General features: G+C 40.9%; 15 protein-coding genes. All 15 read right to left on the reverse strand.

All coding sequences use genetic code 11. The features are described 5' to 3' along the window. Nucleotides 1–67: 67 nt before the first annotated feature. Nucleotides 68–667, reverse strand: a complete 600-nt coding sequence (locus tag PCNPT3_RS00900; RefSeq protein WP_015463986.1) for a DUF4266 domain-containing protein — start codon at nucleotides 665–667, stop codon at nucleotides 68–70. After that, nucleotides 664–1,128, reverse strand: a complete 465-nt coding sequence (locus PCNPT3_RS00905) for a TlpA family protein disulfide reductase (protein ID WP_015463987.1) — start codon at nucleotides 1,126–1,128, stop codon at nucleotides 664–666. Before PCNPT3_RS00905 ends, PCNPT3_RS00900 begins: the two co-directional genes overlap by 4 nt. A 57-nt stretch (nucleotides 1,129–1,185) precedes the next feature. Then, nucleotides 1,186–2,400: a VWA domain-containing protein gene (locus tag PCNPT3_RS00910; RefSeq protein ID WP_015463988.1), complete on the reverse strand. Its 1,215-nt coding sequence runs from the start codon at nucleotides 2,398–2,400 to the stop codon at nucleotides 1,186–1,188. Then, the gene (gene tadF / locus PCNPT3_RS00915) at nucleotides 2,397–2,987 is read right to left on the reverse strand and encodes a tight adherence pilus pseudopilin TadF (protein WP_015463989.1); all 591 of its coding nucleotides are present in this window, start codon (nucleotides 2,985–2,987) and stop codon (nucleotides 2,397–2,399) included. The genes PCNPT3_RS00910 and tadF overlap by 4 nt, the downstream gene beginning before the upstream one ends. Then, the gene (locus PCNPT3_RS00920; protein WP_015463990.1) at nucleotides 2,971–3,441 is read right to left on the reverse strand and encodes a TadE/TadG family type IV pilus assembly protein; all 471 of its coding nucleotides are present in this window, start codon (nucleotides 3,439–3,441) and stop codon (nucleotides 2,971–2,973) included. The genes tadF and PCNPT3_RS00920 overlap by 17 nt, the downstream gene beginning before the upstream one ends. Continuing rightward, the gene (locus tag PCNPT3_RS00925) at nucleotides 3,419–4,204 is read right to left on the reverse strand and encodes a tetratricopeptide repeat protein (RefSeq protein ID WP_015463991.1); all 786 of its coding nucleotides are present in this window, start codon (nucleotides 4,202–4,204) and stop codon (nucleotides 3,419–3,421) included. The genes PCNPT3_RS00920 and PCNPT3_RS00925 overlap by 23 nt, the downstream gene beginning before the upstream one ends. Then, entirely contained in the window at nucleotides 4,201–5,067 is an 867-nt protein-coding gene (locus PCNPT3_RS00930) for a type II secretion system F family protein (protein WP_015463992.1), read from the reverse strand. Before PCNPT3_RS00930 ends, PCNPT3_RS00925 begins: the two co-directional genes overlap by 4 nt. Beyond that, nucleotides 5,064–5,990, reverse strand: coding sequence for a type II secretion system F family protein (locus PCNPT3_RS00935; protein WP_015463993.1), 927 nt, complete (start codon nucleotides 5,988–5,990; stop codon nucleotides 5,064–5,066). Before PCNPT3_RS00935 ends, PCNPT3_RS00930 begins: the two co-directional genes overlap by 4 nt. Then, nucleotides 5,987–7,354, reverse strand: coding sequence for a CpaF family protein (locus PCNPT3_RS00940; protein WP_015463994.1), 1,368 nt, complete (start codon nucleotides 7,352–7,354; stop codon nucleotides 5,987–5,989). The genes PCNPT3_RS00935 and PCNPT3_RS00940 overlap by 4 nt, the downstream gene beginning before the upstream one ends. Further along, nucleotides 7,354–8,574, reverse strand: a complete 1,221-nt coding sequence (locus PCNPT3_RS00945) for a MinD/ParA family protein (RefSeq protein ID WP_015463995.1) — start codon at nucleotides 8,572–8,574, stop codon at nucleotides 7,354–7,356. Before PCNPT3_RS00945 ends, PCNPT3_RS00940 begins: the two co-directional genes overlap by 1 nt. Further along, nucleotides 8,574–9,209 (reverse strand): CpaD family pilus assembly lipoprotein, encoded by a 636-nt coding sequence (locus tag PCNPT3_RS13465; RefSeq protein WP_015463996.1) that lies wholly within the window; start codon nucleotides 9,207–9,209, stop codon nucleotides 8,574–8,576. Before PCNPT3_RS13465 ends, PCNPT3_RS00945 begins: the two co-directional genes overlap by 1 nt. An 8-nt stretch (nucleotides 9,210–9,217) precedes the next feature. Continuing rightward, the gene (locus tag PCNPT3_RS00955; RefSeq protein WP_015463997.1) at nucleotides 9,218–10,597 is read right to left on the reverse strand and encodes a type II and III secretion system protein family protein; all 1,380 of its coding nucleotides are present in this window, start codon (nucleotides 10,595–10,597) and stop codon (nucleotides 9,218–9,220) included. Then, nucleotides 10,591–11,451 (reverse strand): Flp pilus assembly protein CpaB, encoded by an 861-nt coding sequence (gene cpaB / locus PCNPT3_RS00960; protein ID WP_015463998.1) that lies wholly within the window; start codon nucleotides 11,449–11,451, stop codon nucleotides 10,591–10,593. Before cpaB ends, PCNPT3_RS00955 begins: the two co-directional genes overlap by 7 nt. 60 nt (nucleotides 11,452–11,511) lie before the next feature. After that, entirely contained in the window at nucleotides 11,512–11,700 is a 189-nt protein-coding gene (locus tag PCNPT3_RS00965; protein ID WP_015463999.1) for a Flp family type IVb pilin, read from the reverse strand. An 89-nt stretch (nucleotides 11,701–11,789) separates the two neighbouring features. Then, nucleotides 11,790–14,996 (reverse strand): hypothetical protein, encoded by a 3,207-nt coding sequence (locus tag PCNPT3_RS00970; RefSeq protein WP_156801479.1) that lies wholly within the window; start codon nucleotides 14,994–14,996, stop codon nucleotides 11,790–11,792. Between the last annotated feature and the right edge of the window lie 135 nt (nucleotides 14,997–15,131).

Genomic DNA, 15,131 nt, shown 5'->3' on the forward strand with positions numbered 1-15,131 from the left:
TGTTCATTAATTATTTGTTAACCTGTATTTTTAATAAGTGCATGGTTAGGTGACGGTGTTTATGAGGTTAATTGCAACCACAGCCACCACCTGAAACGCCATTGCCACCTAAAGAGCTTTGCTTGTAAGAAAAAACTTTATTAGAAAATATTCCAAATTCAGGGGCCAGGCCACCAGGTTTCATCTCTTTTTTGGCCAGTACCCCTTTTTCCCAAGCCTGTACTTTTTTAATGCCGAGCCAGCGCTCAATAAAGGCCAATTTTGAGGGTTTTTCTGCTTGTATTTCTTTATTTTTAATATGAGGCTCTACGAAATTAAATACAATCGGCTTAGCAGATGTGTTTTGACTCTTTGTGATTGCCCGCGCAGAGGTGGCAAAAGAGGTACTTTCAGACTGCTGGTAATAGATACGTTTCGTAGTGGCAACGGATCCCTGCAATTCGTGTGTCTGAGGCACTAATAGCCTTTTTGTCGAGATCTGATAACGAGGATCTGTTTTTTGGATCTTTTTAGGTTTGATTCTTATCTGCGGAGCGGTGCCTTGCACAATGCTTAGCGTGTCATTATTCAGATTGCTAAGATCTATTGAGAATTGTGCATTGGCAAAAGGAGGTAATAATAACGTGAGTACCAAGGGCAATGCTTTTATAAGCGCATGCATGTTCATTTATTTTGGCCTAATGTTTTGAGATCGTTTAAGATCACGTCGCGGATATTATCGATGGCACCATAGCGTATTTTTAATATTTTACCTTGATAAATATAATAAATCGCAGGCATGCCAATAGGTTGAAAGTCGTTTACTAATATTTGCTTAGTATCATTGATCACCGCAAAGGTGAGGCCCAAACTTTTTTGAAAGGCGATGCCTACCGCTAAGTCATCATCGATATCGATACCAACAAAGTGAACACCCCGATTTTTTAATTGCTCTGCTAGCGTATTAACCTCTGGTAGTTCAGCCCGACATGAAACGCACCACTGCGCAAAAAAATCAACAATAGCCACCTGTTGGTCATCTAAATGCAACTGTTTTTGTGTTGCAGGGGGTAATGTGTCGCCAACCTGATAGGCAAACACGGGGCTTGATAAAAAAGCGAAAAGAATAAAAATGGATCTGAAAAACATATATACCTCTGTATATTTTAACGGCAATGAAAATACAATATTAAGCATCGAATATTGTTAACGATTATTTTTTAAAGATAAGTGCGCGCTGGTATCGAGCAACAAGGCCTCTGCAAAGAATTTTTCTAAATCAGATCCATTTTTTGCGTCATAAACAACGCCTTTACCATTACTACCAATGCATTTTTTAAATTGATCTAGGCGACGTGGACTAAGGCCAAAACCAATAAAGCTGATATCAATATTAAAATCATCTTGAATGCGTTGGCACATGCCACTGCGCACTAACTTGTCAAACTGATCACGAGAATCGTCTTCTCCATCGGTAAATAAAATCAAACGTTGGCTTAGTAAAGAGGAAGTCTCTGGTTGTAAATTCCATGCTTTTTGCCAATTTGGCAACAAGGTGCGTACTCCCCAAATAAAGCCTTGATAAGAAGCGGTAGAGCCTAAAATACTGAGGGAGTCGACATGTTTACGTACTTTGGATAAATTATTTGTTAAAGGTAAAAGGAGGGAGTACACATTACAGTCATTGATCAAGGACAATGGCTCTTTAGCTCTTATATTGAGCTTACTTGGATGAGTATCAATATCGGCAACGGTTTGAGCAGTATTAAGGACATTACCCGGATAACTCATGGCATCAACACATAACGCTTTACCTTTTGATTTTGCAAGCCAAGGGGCGTTGCTAATACTCACGCCCGAAGAAAAAGGCACAATCGAAAAACGTATTTGGGTATTGTTTTTTGTATTTTGTTGTTCAATATTTTGTATCGCTTGATTAATAATACGTTTGAGCAACCCTATTCGACCCGACATTGAGCCAGAGATATCCAGCACTAAAGATAAATCCATGGGCTTTATCTCCGAGTGTACGGTCAAGGTGCTAGTGGACTGTATTTGAACGGAGGCATGCACTTTGTTTTGGCTACTTGCTGGCAGTAGATCTTTGAGTAACGGGGTAAATGCGTAACCAATCTGAATTTTGCACTGTTTTTGGCCACTTAAAAAAGTGCTTTGTGCATTTACATGAGAAATAAAGTTGGGTTTATAGTACTGCGCAAAACCTTGTGTTAACGATACATTTGCGCGCTGTGAATATGCACAGGCAATAGAGGATACATCCGAGGCCTGGCTTGCTCTGGTTACCGACAGTAGATACATTGCGGTGAGTATACTAAGCGCAAGCATGGCGAGCATGGCCGGTAATAAGAAAATAAAGACAATAGAAATACTGCCTTGCTGCGCTTTGATTGTTAAGTTCACAGCGCTCTCCCGATCAAAAGTGAGGCACTTTTATAGAAATTATCATTAAATTTAGCAAGGCCTACTTCGCCCCAAGGCAGGTCCAAGGTGGTCATGTTGCTTAAGCAAACTGTCACCTGAAAAAGATCTGCATATTTCTGACTATTAACCTCTTTGGTATTACCTAAGGGGCTTAACGCTTTAAGCTCTGCTAAACGCGTATTGGGTTGGCAGGACGGGCCACTTTGCAACACGCGCACTTTGGTTGCGCCATTTGTTTGTAAGCGTTTTAACTGCGCCAATTGTAAACCCACTATTATTTGATCATTACCTTGTGTTACAAATTGGTTTTCGGCAATACGTAATAGGTCGTCGCTCATAGCTTGCTGGATCCAGTCGTTTTTACCGACTAAGTCGAGGTTAAAGGGTTCATTCACGACAATGTTTGTTAATGCATAGGACAACCTGTCTAATTTTGCCTTGAGGCTCAGGGCGACGTTGATTTTAACGCAAAATAAAATCAATACGATAATGATCAGGCTTATTATCGGTAGGGCAATAATACTGCTGCCACGCTGCTGATGAGATAAATTAAATAAAGTTTTCATGGGTTATCAAAATACTACGTTTAAAAGAGCTTAACTTTGAAAAAGAGAAGCCGGAAAAGGACAGTAATAAAGGCGTATAGGAATAGCTCAAAATATATTTAGCGTAGATTTGGCCATGGTGTACGCTGTCACTTTGTTGCTTCACTAGTGCTTTAAAATCAGTAAAATATTGGGCGTTGATCGTGATGTTTTTGGCGTTAATTAAAGGCCATTTTTTAGCGTCTATCAGTTGCTTTAACTGCGCAGAAACATCACTATTAACGGGCGTCACGATCACTTGGCGAGTGGCATTACTCAATGCGACATCTAACACGCTACTGGTGATCATATAGCGGCAAATTTCAAGCATGAGTAAACACATCACAAACAGTGGGATAAAAGTAAAAACAAACTCTAATGTCGCAGCGCCCGATTGCTGCGATCGAAGTTTTTTAGGGCGTTGTAATAGGCGCAAAATCTGCTCCTTTTTGAAATTGTTGATAAAACTGCATGTTCTTTTTGAGTTGCGTACTATTTAAGTCTTTACTGGCTAATGACTTTGCGCCCTTAAGATTGCCTTGCATAGCAAACGCTAAGGCCAAATTTTGGCGTATTTTTACTGTGCTTTTCCCTGATAAGTAAATGGGGTAGAGCATCGCAACCCCCTTTTCTGGCTGTTTATCTAAGATCCAAGCTAATGCTAAATTATTGCGATATTGAAGGTTCGCAGGCGTTATCGCCAGCGCATTAATAAAGGCGCCACGCGCTAAAGTGAATTTGTCTCCTAAGGCGTAACATAGCCCAAGGCTATTTTGCACTAGCGCATCATTAGGATCTATTTTACTCGCTTGTTGTAATAACGATAACGCGCTATCGCGTTCAAGGAGCGCTAATTTAGCACGTCCTTGCTCTCCTAATATTTTGGCGGGAACACTGATTTTTTTGGCATTAAGTAGGGCGCTGGCTTTATCTAAATAATGTAAAGCAAGTTGTGCATCGGGCATTTGGTTATAGGCACGCCCGATCAAATAGAGTAAGTCAGTATCTTCTGGTTGTTTAGATAATAGGTCTCGATATAAGGTAATACCTTTATCGATATGTCCGGCTTCTATGGAGATACGCGCTAAATCGCGTTCATCTATTTTTTTGTTTTGCTGCGCGTCCGTGCTCACGCAGGCAGAGAGCGTAAAACAAAATACAACGCTTAGCAGAGTGTTTGAAATGCGCTTTAAAATCATAGTTCCCCCAAGGTGCTTAAGAGTGAAATAAAGGTAGGTGCAACGATCAGCACGACGACGGGTAACATGACTAATAGTACTAAAGGTAATGCCATTTTCGCGGGGATCTTTCCGACTTTTTCTTCTAGCGATAGATATTGTTTTTGACGGCTATCTGTTGCTATCAAACGCAGCGTTTGCGCAATAGATCCTCCGTATTTTTCAGCTTGTGATAAAGAGATCACCAGATTTTCTATCTCTACGACAGCGCAGCGATTGGCTAAGTTTTTTAATGCGCGTGAGCGTGGTTCGAGTAAACGAAGCTCGACTTCTGTTATTAGCCATTGGCGTGATAACTCAGGGCAAATCTGATACATTTCTTGGCCGACACGGCCAAACATGGCTTCAAGTGTTAGCCCAGATTCTACACAAATAACCATTAAATCAAGCGCGTCAGGTGTTGCTAATGCAATATTTGAAGTGATACGTTTAGCGCGAGCAATAAGCCATCTTTCACACACCATGCCACTTATCATTGCAACAATGGCAGCTTCAGCAAGCACTAAAGAGGTTAAAGAAAAATGTTTATAGCCAAGATAAGCTCCAAAGCAAAGCAACATAAAAACAAGTTTAAACAGGCGAAAATAGAGGCTTGCATTGTCGTTATTAAAGCCTGCCCGTAGTAGCTGTATGTTGAGTTTTTTGTTCACTTTTAAAGTGGGTAAAAACGCGAACAAAGAGGTGCTTTTTGGTGAAAAGTTAGGGTTTAAAATACTCAATCTTTGCACAATCAGATCGCGTTGATGGGCAAGCTGATAGCATAATATGCTGCTCAGGATCCCTAAGCTTAAAAAGAGTAAGGTACCCATAAACAATACAGTCATTGTGCTCTTACCTTGGTTAATACATTAATGATACCTAACCCTAAGGCCATGCTACCGATAACGTACATTAAAACGTCGTTTCCGGTGGGGGTGTCGGTGAGCACTGCAAAAGAGGCGGGTGATTTGAAATACATCACGCTAATTAAACATAAGGGTAAGCATGCGAGTACTAACGCTGTCATGCGAGGCTCGGCAGTTAAACTTTTTATTTTCATTTTAATGGCATGATTGTTATGTAAAGTGCGACTTAAGCTGTGTAGCACTTCACGCAGTTGTCCGCCATTTTCTTGGTTTAAAATCAGTGCAACACTAAAAAAATGGAATCCTGAATAAGGGAGTCGATAGGTGCTTTGTTGTAATGCTTGTTTAAGGCTTATCCCTATTTCTAAGCGATCACGTAATAAAGAAAACTCATGCGCGAGTAAGCCCTGTTGATATTCAGGCACTTGCGCAATGGCTTGTGGCACTGAAATTCCGGCAGCCACTGCACGTGAAATTTGCTCAATGACCTGTGGGAAGCTATGTTCAAATTCTTTTATTTGTTGCGCGCGAATAAACCAATAACTGATCAAAAAAGCGATAACAGGCACAACAACTAAAAGTAGCAAGCGACTGTAGATATTAAATGAGGCACTGAAATACCAAGTCACGCCGCAAATCAATAAAAGAGATAAGATCAGTTTTTTCCGATTGTGTGCAAATAAAGCATCAATACGCGTACTGATATTTTTGAATAAATGCGCCAAAGGACTTAATTTTTTTTGCCAATGAAACAGATGCGAGTCTGCGCGCACCTGTGTGTGCTTGGATAATTGACGTAAACGTTTTTTGACGCAATGCGATTGTTGATATTCTTGCCAACCTAAATATACCGATACCAGTATAAAAAGAGAGAAAACAAACAGGGCTGCGAGAATGATCATGCGTGTATACCCATCGCGCTTTTGAGTTGCTTGGTTAAATTGTAGTAATGGGCTTTTTCTGCAAAACGCGGTAACGTTTTACTACAGATAAATTGGCCAGAAATATTACCTTCTAAATCTTGAGATTGCTTTTCAAAATGGAATAAGTCTTGGCTTAAATACTGCTCGCCTTCAAGTCCGACTAATTCGGTGATATTTACAACACGTCTTTTACCATCACGCATGCGCTCAATTTGGATCACAATATTAATGGTACTGGCAATTTGTCTGCGTAGGGCCGTTAAAGGCAATTGTGCTTCGGACATCAGGAGCATGTTTTCTAAACGGATCAAGGCATCAATAGGGCTATTCGCATGCAGTGTACACATTGAGCCATCATGGCCTGTATTCATTGCTTGCATCATATCAAAGGCTTCTGCGCCGCGGATCTCACCTAAAATAATACGATCGGGGCGCATACGTAATGCATTTTTAAGCAAGATAGATTGATCTATCGCCACTAAGCCTTCCATATTGCTGGGACGTGTTTCGATGCTGACTACATGGGGTTGCATAAGTTTTAATTCAGCTGCATCTTCAATGGTAATAATGCGCTCATCGGGTGAAATGCCAAACGAGATAGCGTTAAGCAGTGTGGTTTTCCCTGCGCCAGTCCCGCCGGAGATTAAAACATTCACGCGGCAACGTGCAATAACATCAAGTAATGATGCCATCTCATCTGACATGGCGCCAAGGGCTGCTAACTGTTGCAAACTATGCTTGTTATCGCTGAATTTACGAATAGAAATACAGGTGCCATTGAGCGCTAATGGTGGGATCAAAATATTGACGCGACTCCCATCGGCTAAACGTGCATCAACCATCGGACTACTTTCATCAATGCGTCTGCCAACGCCACTGACTATTCTGCGTGCTAAATTTAGAAGGTGATCTTCATTTCTAAAACGAATATCAGTGCGCTTTAATTTACCATGGGTTTCAATAAAAACCTCATTAGGTCCATTTACCATAATATCGGTGACGTCGGGATCATCGAGTAAACATTGTAAGGGGCCCAAGCCGAGCATTTCATTAACTAATTGATCGCTAATCTTTTTTTGCTCTTGTGCGCCAATCGGAAATTGATGTTGGTAAGCAATCTCACCGACGGCTTCAAAAGTGCGCTTTTCTAGCTCTTCTCGTGATAGTTTTATCACCACAGCAGGCTCAATTGCTTGCATTACTTCACTTTGGATCAAGCTAAAGCGTGATAACTGGCGCGCGACATCTGTTGCCGATTTGTTTTCGGGCGCGCGCGTGGCTTGCTGCGGGTTATTGTTGACGACGGGCAACGTGTGGCTTGGGTTAGAAGGCTGTCCAAACATTATGCTTTCCTTAGCCATTGTTGCAAGAGAGAGGGCTGCGCGCTGACGCTGTTCCCTGCTATCAAGGCATGTAATTGTTTAAAGGCTAAGCGTAACTTTTTATGGCGCGTAAAGGCGGGTACGCCAAGTGTGGTTGAAGCCAGCATGTCATCAGGGCAGTATGGGATCTCAATATCGGGTTTTTTACCCAGTGTTTGTGCAACATCAATCGCTGAAATCAAAGATGATTTTTCAGGTTTTGTGTGATTTAAAACTAATATAATGCGCAAGTTATCACGGTTTTTTAATTTATCTAATAATTGCTGAGTATGACGAATTGAAGATAACGTGGGTTGCATTACCACTAAACAAACATCCGCACTTGCCAGTGCTTCAAAGCCAAGACTGTCGCGTAAACTAAAAGAGGGGATATCCCAGAGGAGATAATGCACTTGTTTTTGGCAAAAAAGAGAGATCTCATCAAAGGCTAACAGTCCCGGCCAGAAAGATTGTTCGAGTTGTTGGCTATAGCCACTAAATAGCACCAAGTTATCGGTTACTTTAATTGCGCTACGTTTAAAAACCAGGGGCTCTAAGCGATCTGGAAATTGAAGCATTTCAATTAAACGGTTATTCGCACTGACATTAAAATGTAAGTCTAAATCCCCGCTCACAAAATCCAAATCAGCACAGGCAACCTGCTGTTTTTTATCTTCGGCTAATTGCCAAGCAAGGTTACTAAGGATAGTACTACAACCCGCGCCCCCTTTTGCACTGGCAACGCTGATACGTAGACCTTGTTGTTTTTTATTGGTGCCACTAATTTCGGTATTGGCATTTAAAACAAGGTGAATAGCTTCATTTAACAAATCAGCTTGTAAGGGTAATGTTAGATACTCCGTTACCCCTATTTTTAATAAATCACGATAAAAATTAATACTGTCATTTTCGCCCATTACAATTAAAGGTAGGTTTAATGTTGCAGTGAGTTGGCGGATTAATTTTTTTGCATCCATATCATTAAAGGCACGTAAATCCATGATTAAAAAGGATGGTTGTCCATATGTCGCACAATGATCTTGTATATTTTGAGGATCATTTTGATAGTGAAAGTGTTGCGTTATCCCCATGCTTTTCAAATGAGATGAAAATAATCTGGCTAAATCCGCGTCTTTTGTCACATAAAGACAAGATGCATTAGACAATGAAGAGGTACTTATATTGGCATTTTTTTGCATCATTAGTTTCCTGTGGATCCAGACATCGCACCCGAAATAGGTGATGATTGATTGAGTCGTTGCGTCGGTTGGCTGTAGTAACTCTCAATAATAGAGACTGCTTTTCTGCCTTCCATCGGTGCTAATGTGGCACTGCGTAATAATTCTCTCGGGTTGGCAATCATTAACGCGAGTGCATTACTATTAGCACAACCAAAATTAGGATTTCGTTTAAAATTATTGAGAATGATACTGGCATCTTTTTGAGCTTGGCAGTGCCGCGCTAAGGCGCGGTAAGATTCAACAACAAAGGTAAAATCTGCTGCTGATGCCTGTTGTTTTTCTTGTGGCCCGCTGAATATCTCTAGTTGATCTGCCGTGATACGCCATGTTTTTAAGAGTTTTTGGAGTTGTTTTTTTTGCGCCATGCCCGCACGAGTATGTAACGTTAAACGCACTCTTAAATTACTTGGGTCGCCTCGTTTGGAGAAAAACTGCTGTAATGTTTTTTTGTCGAGCGTATTTAATGTATTGCCTTGTAGTGTTAAGGCAAACTGATCCGTTAATACTTGTACTGGGATCTCGGGTGCATGGGGCATCGGTTGGCTGGTACACGCTAATAAGGCGCTACTGAGTAATATTGTGAGTAATAGTCGCATGAGATACCTTAGTAATAAAATCCGTTATCGCCCAGCAAACGAGGCTGAGAGGGGGTAGAAGAGAATGATCCCATAGTAGTGGGTGTCACTTTTTTATGAGGCCAAGCGAGCAAACGCTCAATATCGCTAAGAGGAAGAAGGCCATCGGTCGGCAAAGAAAATTTATCGCTTCGTGTCGGCTGCACTAAATAGACAGTGGCGATAATGATAAGCTCAGTTTCTTCACGTTGAAATTCACTGGATCTAAATAACGCACCTAAAATAGGAATATCACCAAGTAGGGGTATTTTTTGTAATTGCTCTATATCTTTAGATTGTAATAATCCGCCAATGGCAAAACTTTGGCCACTGGCGAGTTCAATCGTGGTCGATGCTTTACGGGTAATAAAGACAGGTAAAGAAGAGCCACCTATCTGTACATTGGTACGCGGTGCAATGGTGCTAACTTCAGGCTCTATTTGCAGACGGATACGATTAGCACTTAGTACGGTCGGCTTAAAATCTAAACGAACACCAAAAGGTTTATAGATAATATTGGCGCTATCGCCAAAGACAACGGGAAGAGGGATCTCACCACCCACTAAAAAGGATGCACGCTCGCCACTGATAGCGGTTAGGTTGGGCTCGGCTAAAATAGAGATAAGGCCGTTGCTGGCTAAGGCATCAATCATTATTGAAAGGTCTGGAAACTTAACGTTGGGTAACCAATTTTTAGTGCCAAAGGTACCTGAAATGGTGCCAATATTTTGCGCGCCCCACTTGATCCCTAATTTATTAGAGACATTACGTGACACTTCAGCAATGCGCACACGTAAATTGACTTGCGTCGGCATCGTGATCACTAACTGATTGATTAATTCTTGTGTATTTTGGGTAGATTGTGCGGACTCTCCGCCCTGTTGGTCGTCTTGAGCGCCACCTTCAGTAGCAGCACCTGCACTTTCTGATTTCCCTCCATTACTTGAGACGTAACCTTCGGCTAAACGCACAATTTTCTCAGCAATACTGGGGGTGCTGACTTGGCCTTTTAAAAAAAGTTTACCTGCAGTCGATTCGCTGTGCACCTGTGCATTTGGAAATTCATGTTTTATCAGGGCATTGAGCTCCTGCACATTATGATTTACTTTGACCGTGGCGGAATAAATCACATTTTCACGTGCATCGAGAACATATAAAGACGTTGAACCCACTCGTTTCCCAAAAATCATTATTTTTGTGTTGGTTAAGGTTTGGTAATCGGCCACGCGATCACTGGCAATAAAAATAGATTTTGCTGTTTTAGGCAACACTAATAATTTTGCTTGATCAAGTGTGACATTTAAGGTTTTAGCTTGTGCACTAAATGCGAGTAGAAAAAATAGAGATCCTGCTATGATGCTTTTTACCATTGTTCGCCACTCACTGTGTTTAAGACTTGTTTCTGTTTTGCTCTAAATTCAATTAAACCGATATCAGGCTGAACTTGTTTAATTTCAGGGAAAATATCGCCAATATCAACTTGTGTGTTTGCTAATATACTATTATCACTGCTATTTCTAAGTAGCATTGATAGCGTGCCCAACTGATTAGCTAAAATAACCGTATTGGCCTGTGCGGGTAGCACCTCTAAAGTGACCGCACTTTTTTCAGGGAGCATGCCTTTGTTTCTTTTTTTCTCTTCTTGGTAACGATCAATTTGTAGTGCATCGTTAAGGGCTAAAACGCGTACATTTTGCACAATGGTTTTTACATATAAGCTACGCGTTTCATTGCCTGTCGAGCGTAATTCTTTTTCTTTAGAAGCAAGCAGTAATACATCGACATGATCCCCTGGGCGAATAAGACCCGAATTTGCGGTGATGTGATCAACGCCAACGGAGACAGCTCGGTATCCCGGGCGAAGTAGAACAGACAAGAACGCGCCATCTTCAAGAGTTAAGAAATCCGATTGACTCATAATATGGCCGGCCGGAAGATCGCCGGTCACAATACTTTTTTTATAAGCTTTATTGTTAAAGTCTATTTTTTGAATGTAATCAATTTGCTCGGCTAAATCACTTTCAGGTACTTTTTTCCACGCAAAGATAGAGGCGCTATACAGGCGACCTGATTTTATTTCTTGAGAACTTACAAGAATAGTAAGTGTTTTATTTTCTTCTTTTATCAGCGCCGGCGCGGTAGGCGAAGACACACTCATAAATAGTCCCAAGAGACCGATGAGTGAAATAAAAACAGAAAAATACATTAAACGTTTTGCTGTCATGATTAAATTTTCTTTTTTGCGTAAACAATAAGGCTCATACGTGAGTAATGAGAGTGTTTTTTATTTTTCTTGAATGCTTTCAAGTTTGGTGACGACACTTTCAAAGGTACCGTTGATAGCCTGTGTTAATGAGCCGTCTTCACCTAAAAAGTTAAACATTACAATCGACATAGCGGCGGCTAAAATAGCGTACTCAATGGCAGCAGCACCACGTTGTTTACTTTTGTTATTTATTTTTTTATTGTTCATTTTTATTCCTAAAGTAATTTCGTAAATAAAACGGTTAAGCAGCGTATCTGTTTAGACAGATACGCTGCTTAGTTGTCATTAAAGGTATTTTAATTGTTGTTTGCTGGGGCTACCCAAGTAGCAATAAGACTTGCAGTAGAAAAGGAATAACCCGTTGCAACTTTTCCTTCACTCACTTTGACAAAAGAAAGTTGGTTATTTTCCATCATGCTTGCCCAATAACGATTACGTGTCTTTGAAATGACGTTATACATCGCAAATTTTGGGATAAAGGTTAAATCTTTACTAAATCGCGCAGCTAATTCGGTGACGGAAAGTAGCTTCCAATCTGAAATGCCACAGGCAGATTTTTGTAATTCAGAGGCGATCCCCGTTTTACTATAAACCGATTTTTTAGTCCAAAAGCGTGCATTTCCTTTACCATCTGGGCCATATTCTGCGAAGCAAGTCGGGCGAGTAGATCTCCAACCTCCCATTTTTAGGCTTGAATATTGAGCATCCTTACTTAGGAGATAAGGGGCTTTATCCCAATCACTGATCGGAACAAGGCGGATCACTAAGAATGACCCCGACGCACTATTAGCCCACATGACTTTTCCCGGGCTATTGTTTTTTCCGTCGATAGCATTCGCCTTAACGCGAATACCGACATTACCTTTGGCGTAGGCTTGTGTACCAATATGTTGCGGATTACTAATCGCCGTTGTCCAAGTGGTGCCTTTATCATTGGTAAATTCATAATAAGTAGGATATTGATAATTGGCGCCCGTTGTACTGTCGACAACAAAAGACCATTTTAAACCATTGGTTTTTACTTCGTCCTTGTATCTCGTTTTATCGTGATTAACAATTATTAAGTTTTGTGGCGCATCAGGACCTAGCTCTGCCATAAAAGCATCATGATTTTCTAAGATAAATCCTGCTGGCATACCATTTTTAACATTGGCTTTGACGCGCACCTGTACGCGACCAATACTTAACTCCACTTCACTAACATGCAAAGGTTTTACACTTAAGGTTTTCCACGTTTGTCCTGCATTAAGTGAGTATTCATAATCACTTACGTTGTAAAAAGAAGCAACGTTCGTCCAATTAAATGTATTGTTTTTATCATCAACAAGGCCGTCTGATGGGGCGTCTGCTTGCAATGGCTTAGGATTAAAGTAGTTTGTATTGCTTAGGCTTTCACTCGGCGCACGTCCCGTTAATAGGTCGCCTTTAACACGCACATTAATATCACCAGGAGCATAACTTTCATCTGCGATCAGTGCATAGGGATTTTTGTCAACACCTGTCCATGTACCATTTGCAATGAGAACTTCATAATCACTGGCGTTTTTAAAGCCGGGTGTCCATTGCCATGAAAAAGTATCCGCATTGTCGTCACTGATAGGGAAAGTCGGGGCATCTGGCGTACTTGGCGTTATGCTATATTTTGCACTTGAACATAAAGGCTCGCCCACGGGGTTATGATTTTGTATGTTTGCTCTAACGCGTACACAAATTGCGCCGGGCGCATAGTCTACATCACTGATGAAAAGGGGTTTTTCATTGACATTTTGCCATGTTTTACCCGAATCAACAGAGTACTCATGGGCATTTTTCTGTGTATAAGGACTTAACATCGTCCAGTCAAAGCTATTGAGCGCATCGTTAACAATACTATTTTCAGGCGCTTTAGGTTTATTTGCTTGTTTATTAAAAGCAAAACTTAACGTGCCAATATCGCCGGCTTTACGCGCGTTATTGATGTTTTTCTGTACACGAATACTAATACTGTTAGATGCATACGTATTGTTGCCCACAGAATAAGGCTTAATGGTAAGCGCTTTCCAAGTACCCTTTATATGAATTTCATAATCAGATGGGCTGTTAAAGCCTTGAATATAATCCCAATCGACTAAATCTGTTGTGTCATTACCCGTTAAAGTAGGTGCACTAGGCGTTTGTGGTGTTTGCGTCATCGCTACAGTAGAAAGAGTGCTGAAACCGGCTGACAAATTACTATACGCGGGCGGTTTAACGCGAATTTGTAGTTCTCCTACGCTTAAATCAAGATCTGCGAGTGTTTGGGGTTTCTGTTGAACATCTTGCCAAATATTGCCACCATCAAAAGAATATTCATAAGCATCAAAGTGGCTATAAGTCGCTACATTTGTCCAATCGAAGCTATTATTTGCGTCATTAACGGTTAATGAACTGGGCGCTGCAGGCCTTGCGCTATAAGTGAAGTGTTGCGTAGAGAGTGCAATTTTACCGGCATTTGTGTGCAAGTGTAAAGTGCGTAAACGCAATTGTACTACGCCAGGAGCAAGTGCCACATTACCAACTAATAAGGGTTTAGTGGTCGCCTTTTTCCACGTATTACCGCTATCTAAGGAATACTCATATTGATCAACCTGTTTAAAGTAACCAACCCATGCCCAATCTAAGGTGTTTGATGCATCATCCTCGCTGATAATACTTGGTTTTGGTCGTTGTATCTGCACTTTGCCATTGATTATCTCGATTTCATCGGCTTTGACGACCAAGGCTTGCTGACTCTGTTCGCTGATTGCGTCTAGGCTCGCTGCAACATTATTGCCAGATAATTTATCCGTTTTAGTTTTGAGCGCACTAATATCTAAGAAGGCCAATTTACTCTGCACGCCGACGCGCGAATTTACACGAGCAACGCCATTATCGACTGATTTTTGAGTGCTCTTTTGTATGATTTGGGTAAGGCCTTGCGCCAACACATGCATTTTTTTATATTTATCTTTTTTACTTGCCACGTAATCGGCGTCAAAGTCATCTGCATTTAAGTTTAGTTGTTGTGCTAATTCGTTTTTTGCTTGTTTAAAATCAATACCTTGTTGCTGTGATATGGCATGAATAAGTGTGCTATATGGGCTGACAATATTCGCATTATTAGCGGGTGCAGAAAAAACATAAGCTTTTTCAATGGCATCGCTCGGCGCGTCCATATCAAAAGTGGTGCCTGGGATCGCTTCTACAATTAAGGTGTGCTGACTGCGGTCAATATCCTTGTCAATATTGAGGCTATAACGTCCAAATTCATCCGTAAATGAGATCGGGCCATCTTCTTCAGTACAAGTGAGATCGTTATTGATATCGAGACAAACTTTGGCTTGGTTTAAATAACCATCCATTGCTGTGCCAGAAATACTATTTTTAGCATTTGAAATTGTTTGAATATTGTCTGTGGAGGCTAAATTTTCTCCTGAGCCTGAATCGTTGCAGGCAATTAAAAAAGTGCTAGAGCAGAGGAACAACATCTGAGAGATCCATCTCATTATAAAATATCCTTACTATCAATATCAGGCGCCATGTTAAAGGCTCGTTAAAAAAGATTGCACATACTAATCAAAACGATATTAATTATCAATAGCATTCGCATGTTTATTTTGATACTTTAGCGGCTTCGGTTG

The sequence above is a fragment of the Psychromonas sp. CNPT3 genome, from assembly GCF_000153405.2.
GTDB lineage: Bacteria > Pseudomonadota > Gammaproteobacteria > Enterobacterales > Psychromonadaceae > Psychromonas.

Excerpts from the sequence above, each read along its gene's own strand:
- PCNPT3_RS00900 (WP_015463986.1), bottom strand. The coding sequence starts at position 667 with ATGAACATGCATGCGCTTATAAAAGCATTGCCCTTGGTACTCACGTTA.
- PCNPT3_RS00905 (WP_015463987.1), bottom strand. The coding sequence starts at position 1,128 with ATGTTTTTCAGATCCATTTTTATTCTTTTCGCTTTTTTATCAAGCCCC.
- tadF (WP_015463989.1), bottom strand. The coding sequence starts at position 2,987 with ATGAAAACTTTATTTAATTTATCTCATCAGCAGCGTGGCAGCAGTATT.
- PCNPT3_RS00925 (WP_015463991.1), bottom strand. The coding sequence starts at position 4,204 with ATGATTTTAAAGCGCATTTCAAACACTCTGCTAAGCGTTGTATTTTGT.
- PCNPT3_RS00930 (WP_015463992.1), bottom strand. The coding sequence starts at position 5,067 with ATGACTGTATTGTTTATGGGTACCTTACTCTTTTTAAGCTTAGGGATC.
- PCNPT3_RS00935 (WP_015463993.1), bottom strand. The coding sequence starts at position 5,990 with ATGATCATTCTCGCAGCCCTGTTTGTTTTCTCTCTTTTTATACTGGTA.
- PCNPT3_RS00940 (WP_015463994.1), bottom strand. The coding sequence starts at position 7,354 with ATGTTTGGACAGCCTTCTAACCCAAGCCACACGTTGCCCGTCGTCAAC.
- PCNPT3_RS00945 (WP_015463995.1), bottom strand. The coding sequence starts at position 8,574 with ATGATGCAAAAAAATGCCAATATAAGTACCTCTTCATTGTCTAATGCA.
- PCNPT3_RS13465 (WP_015463996.1), bottom strand. The coding sequence starts at position 9,209 with ATGCGACTATTACTCACAATATTACTCAGTAGCGCCTTATTAGCGTGT.
- PCNPT3_RS00955 (WP_015463997.1), bottom strand. The coding sequence starts at position 10,597 with ATGGTAAAAAGCATCATAGCAGGATCTCTATTTTTTCTACTCGCATTT.
- cpaB (WP_015463998.1), bottom strand. The coding sequence starts at position 11,451 with ATGACAGCAAAACGTTTAATGTATTTTTCTGTTTTTATTTCACTCATC.
- PCNPT3_RS00965 (WP_015463999.1), bottom strand. The coding sequence starts at position 11,700 with ATGAACAATAAAAAAATAAATAACAAAAGTAAACAACGTGGTGCTGCT.
- PCNPT3_RS00970 (WP_156801479.1), bottom strand. The coding sequence starts at position 14,996 with ATGAGATGGATCTCTCAGATGTTGTTCCTCTGCTCTAGCACTTTTTTA.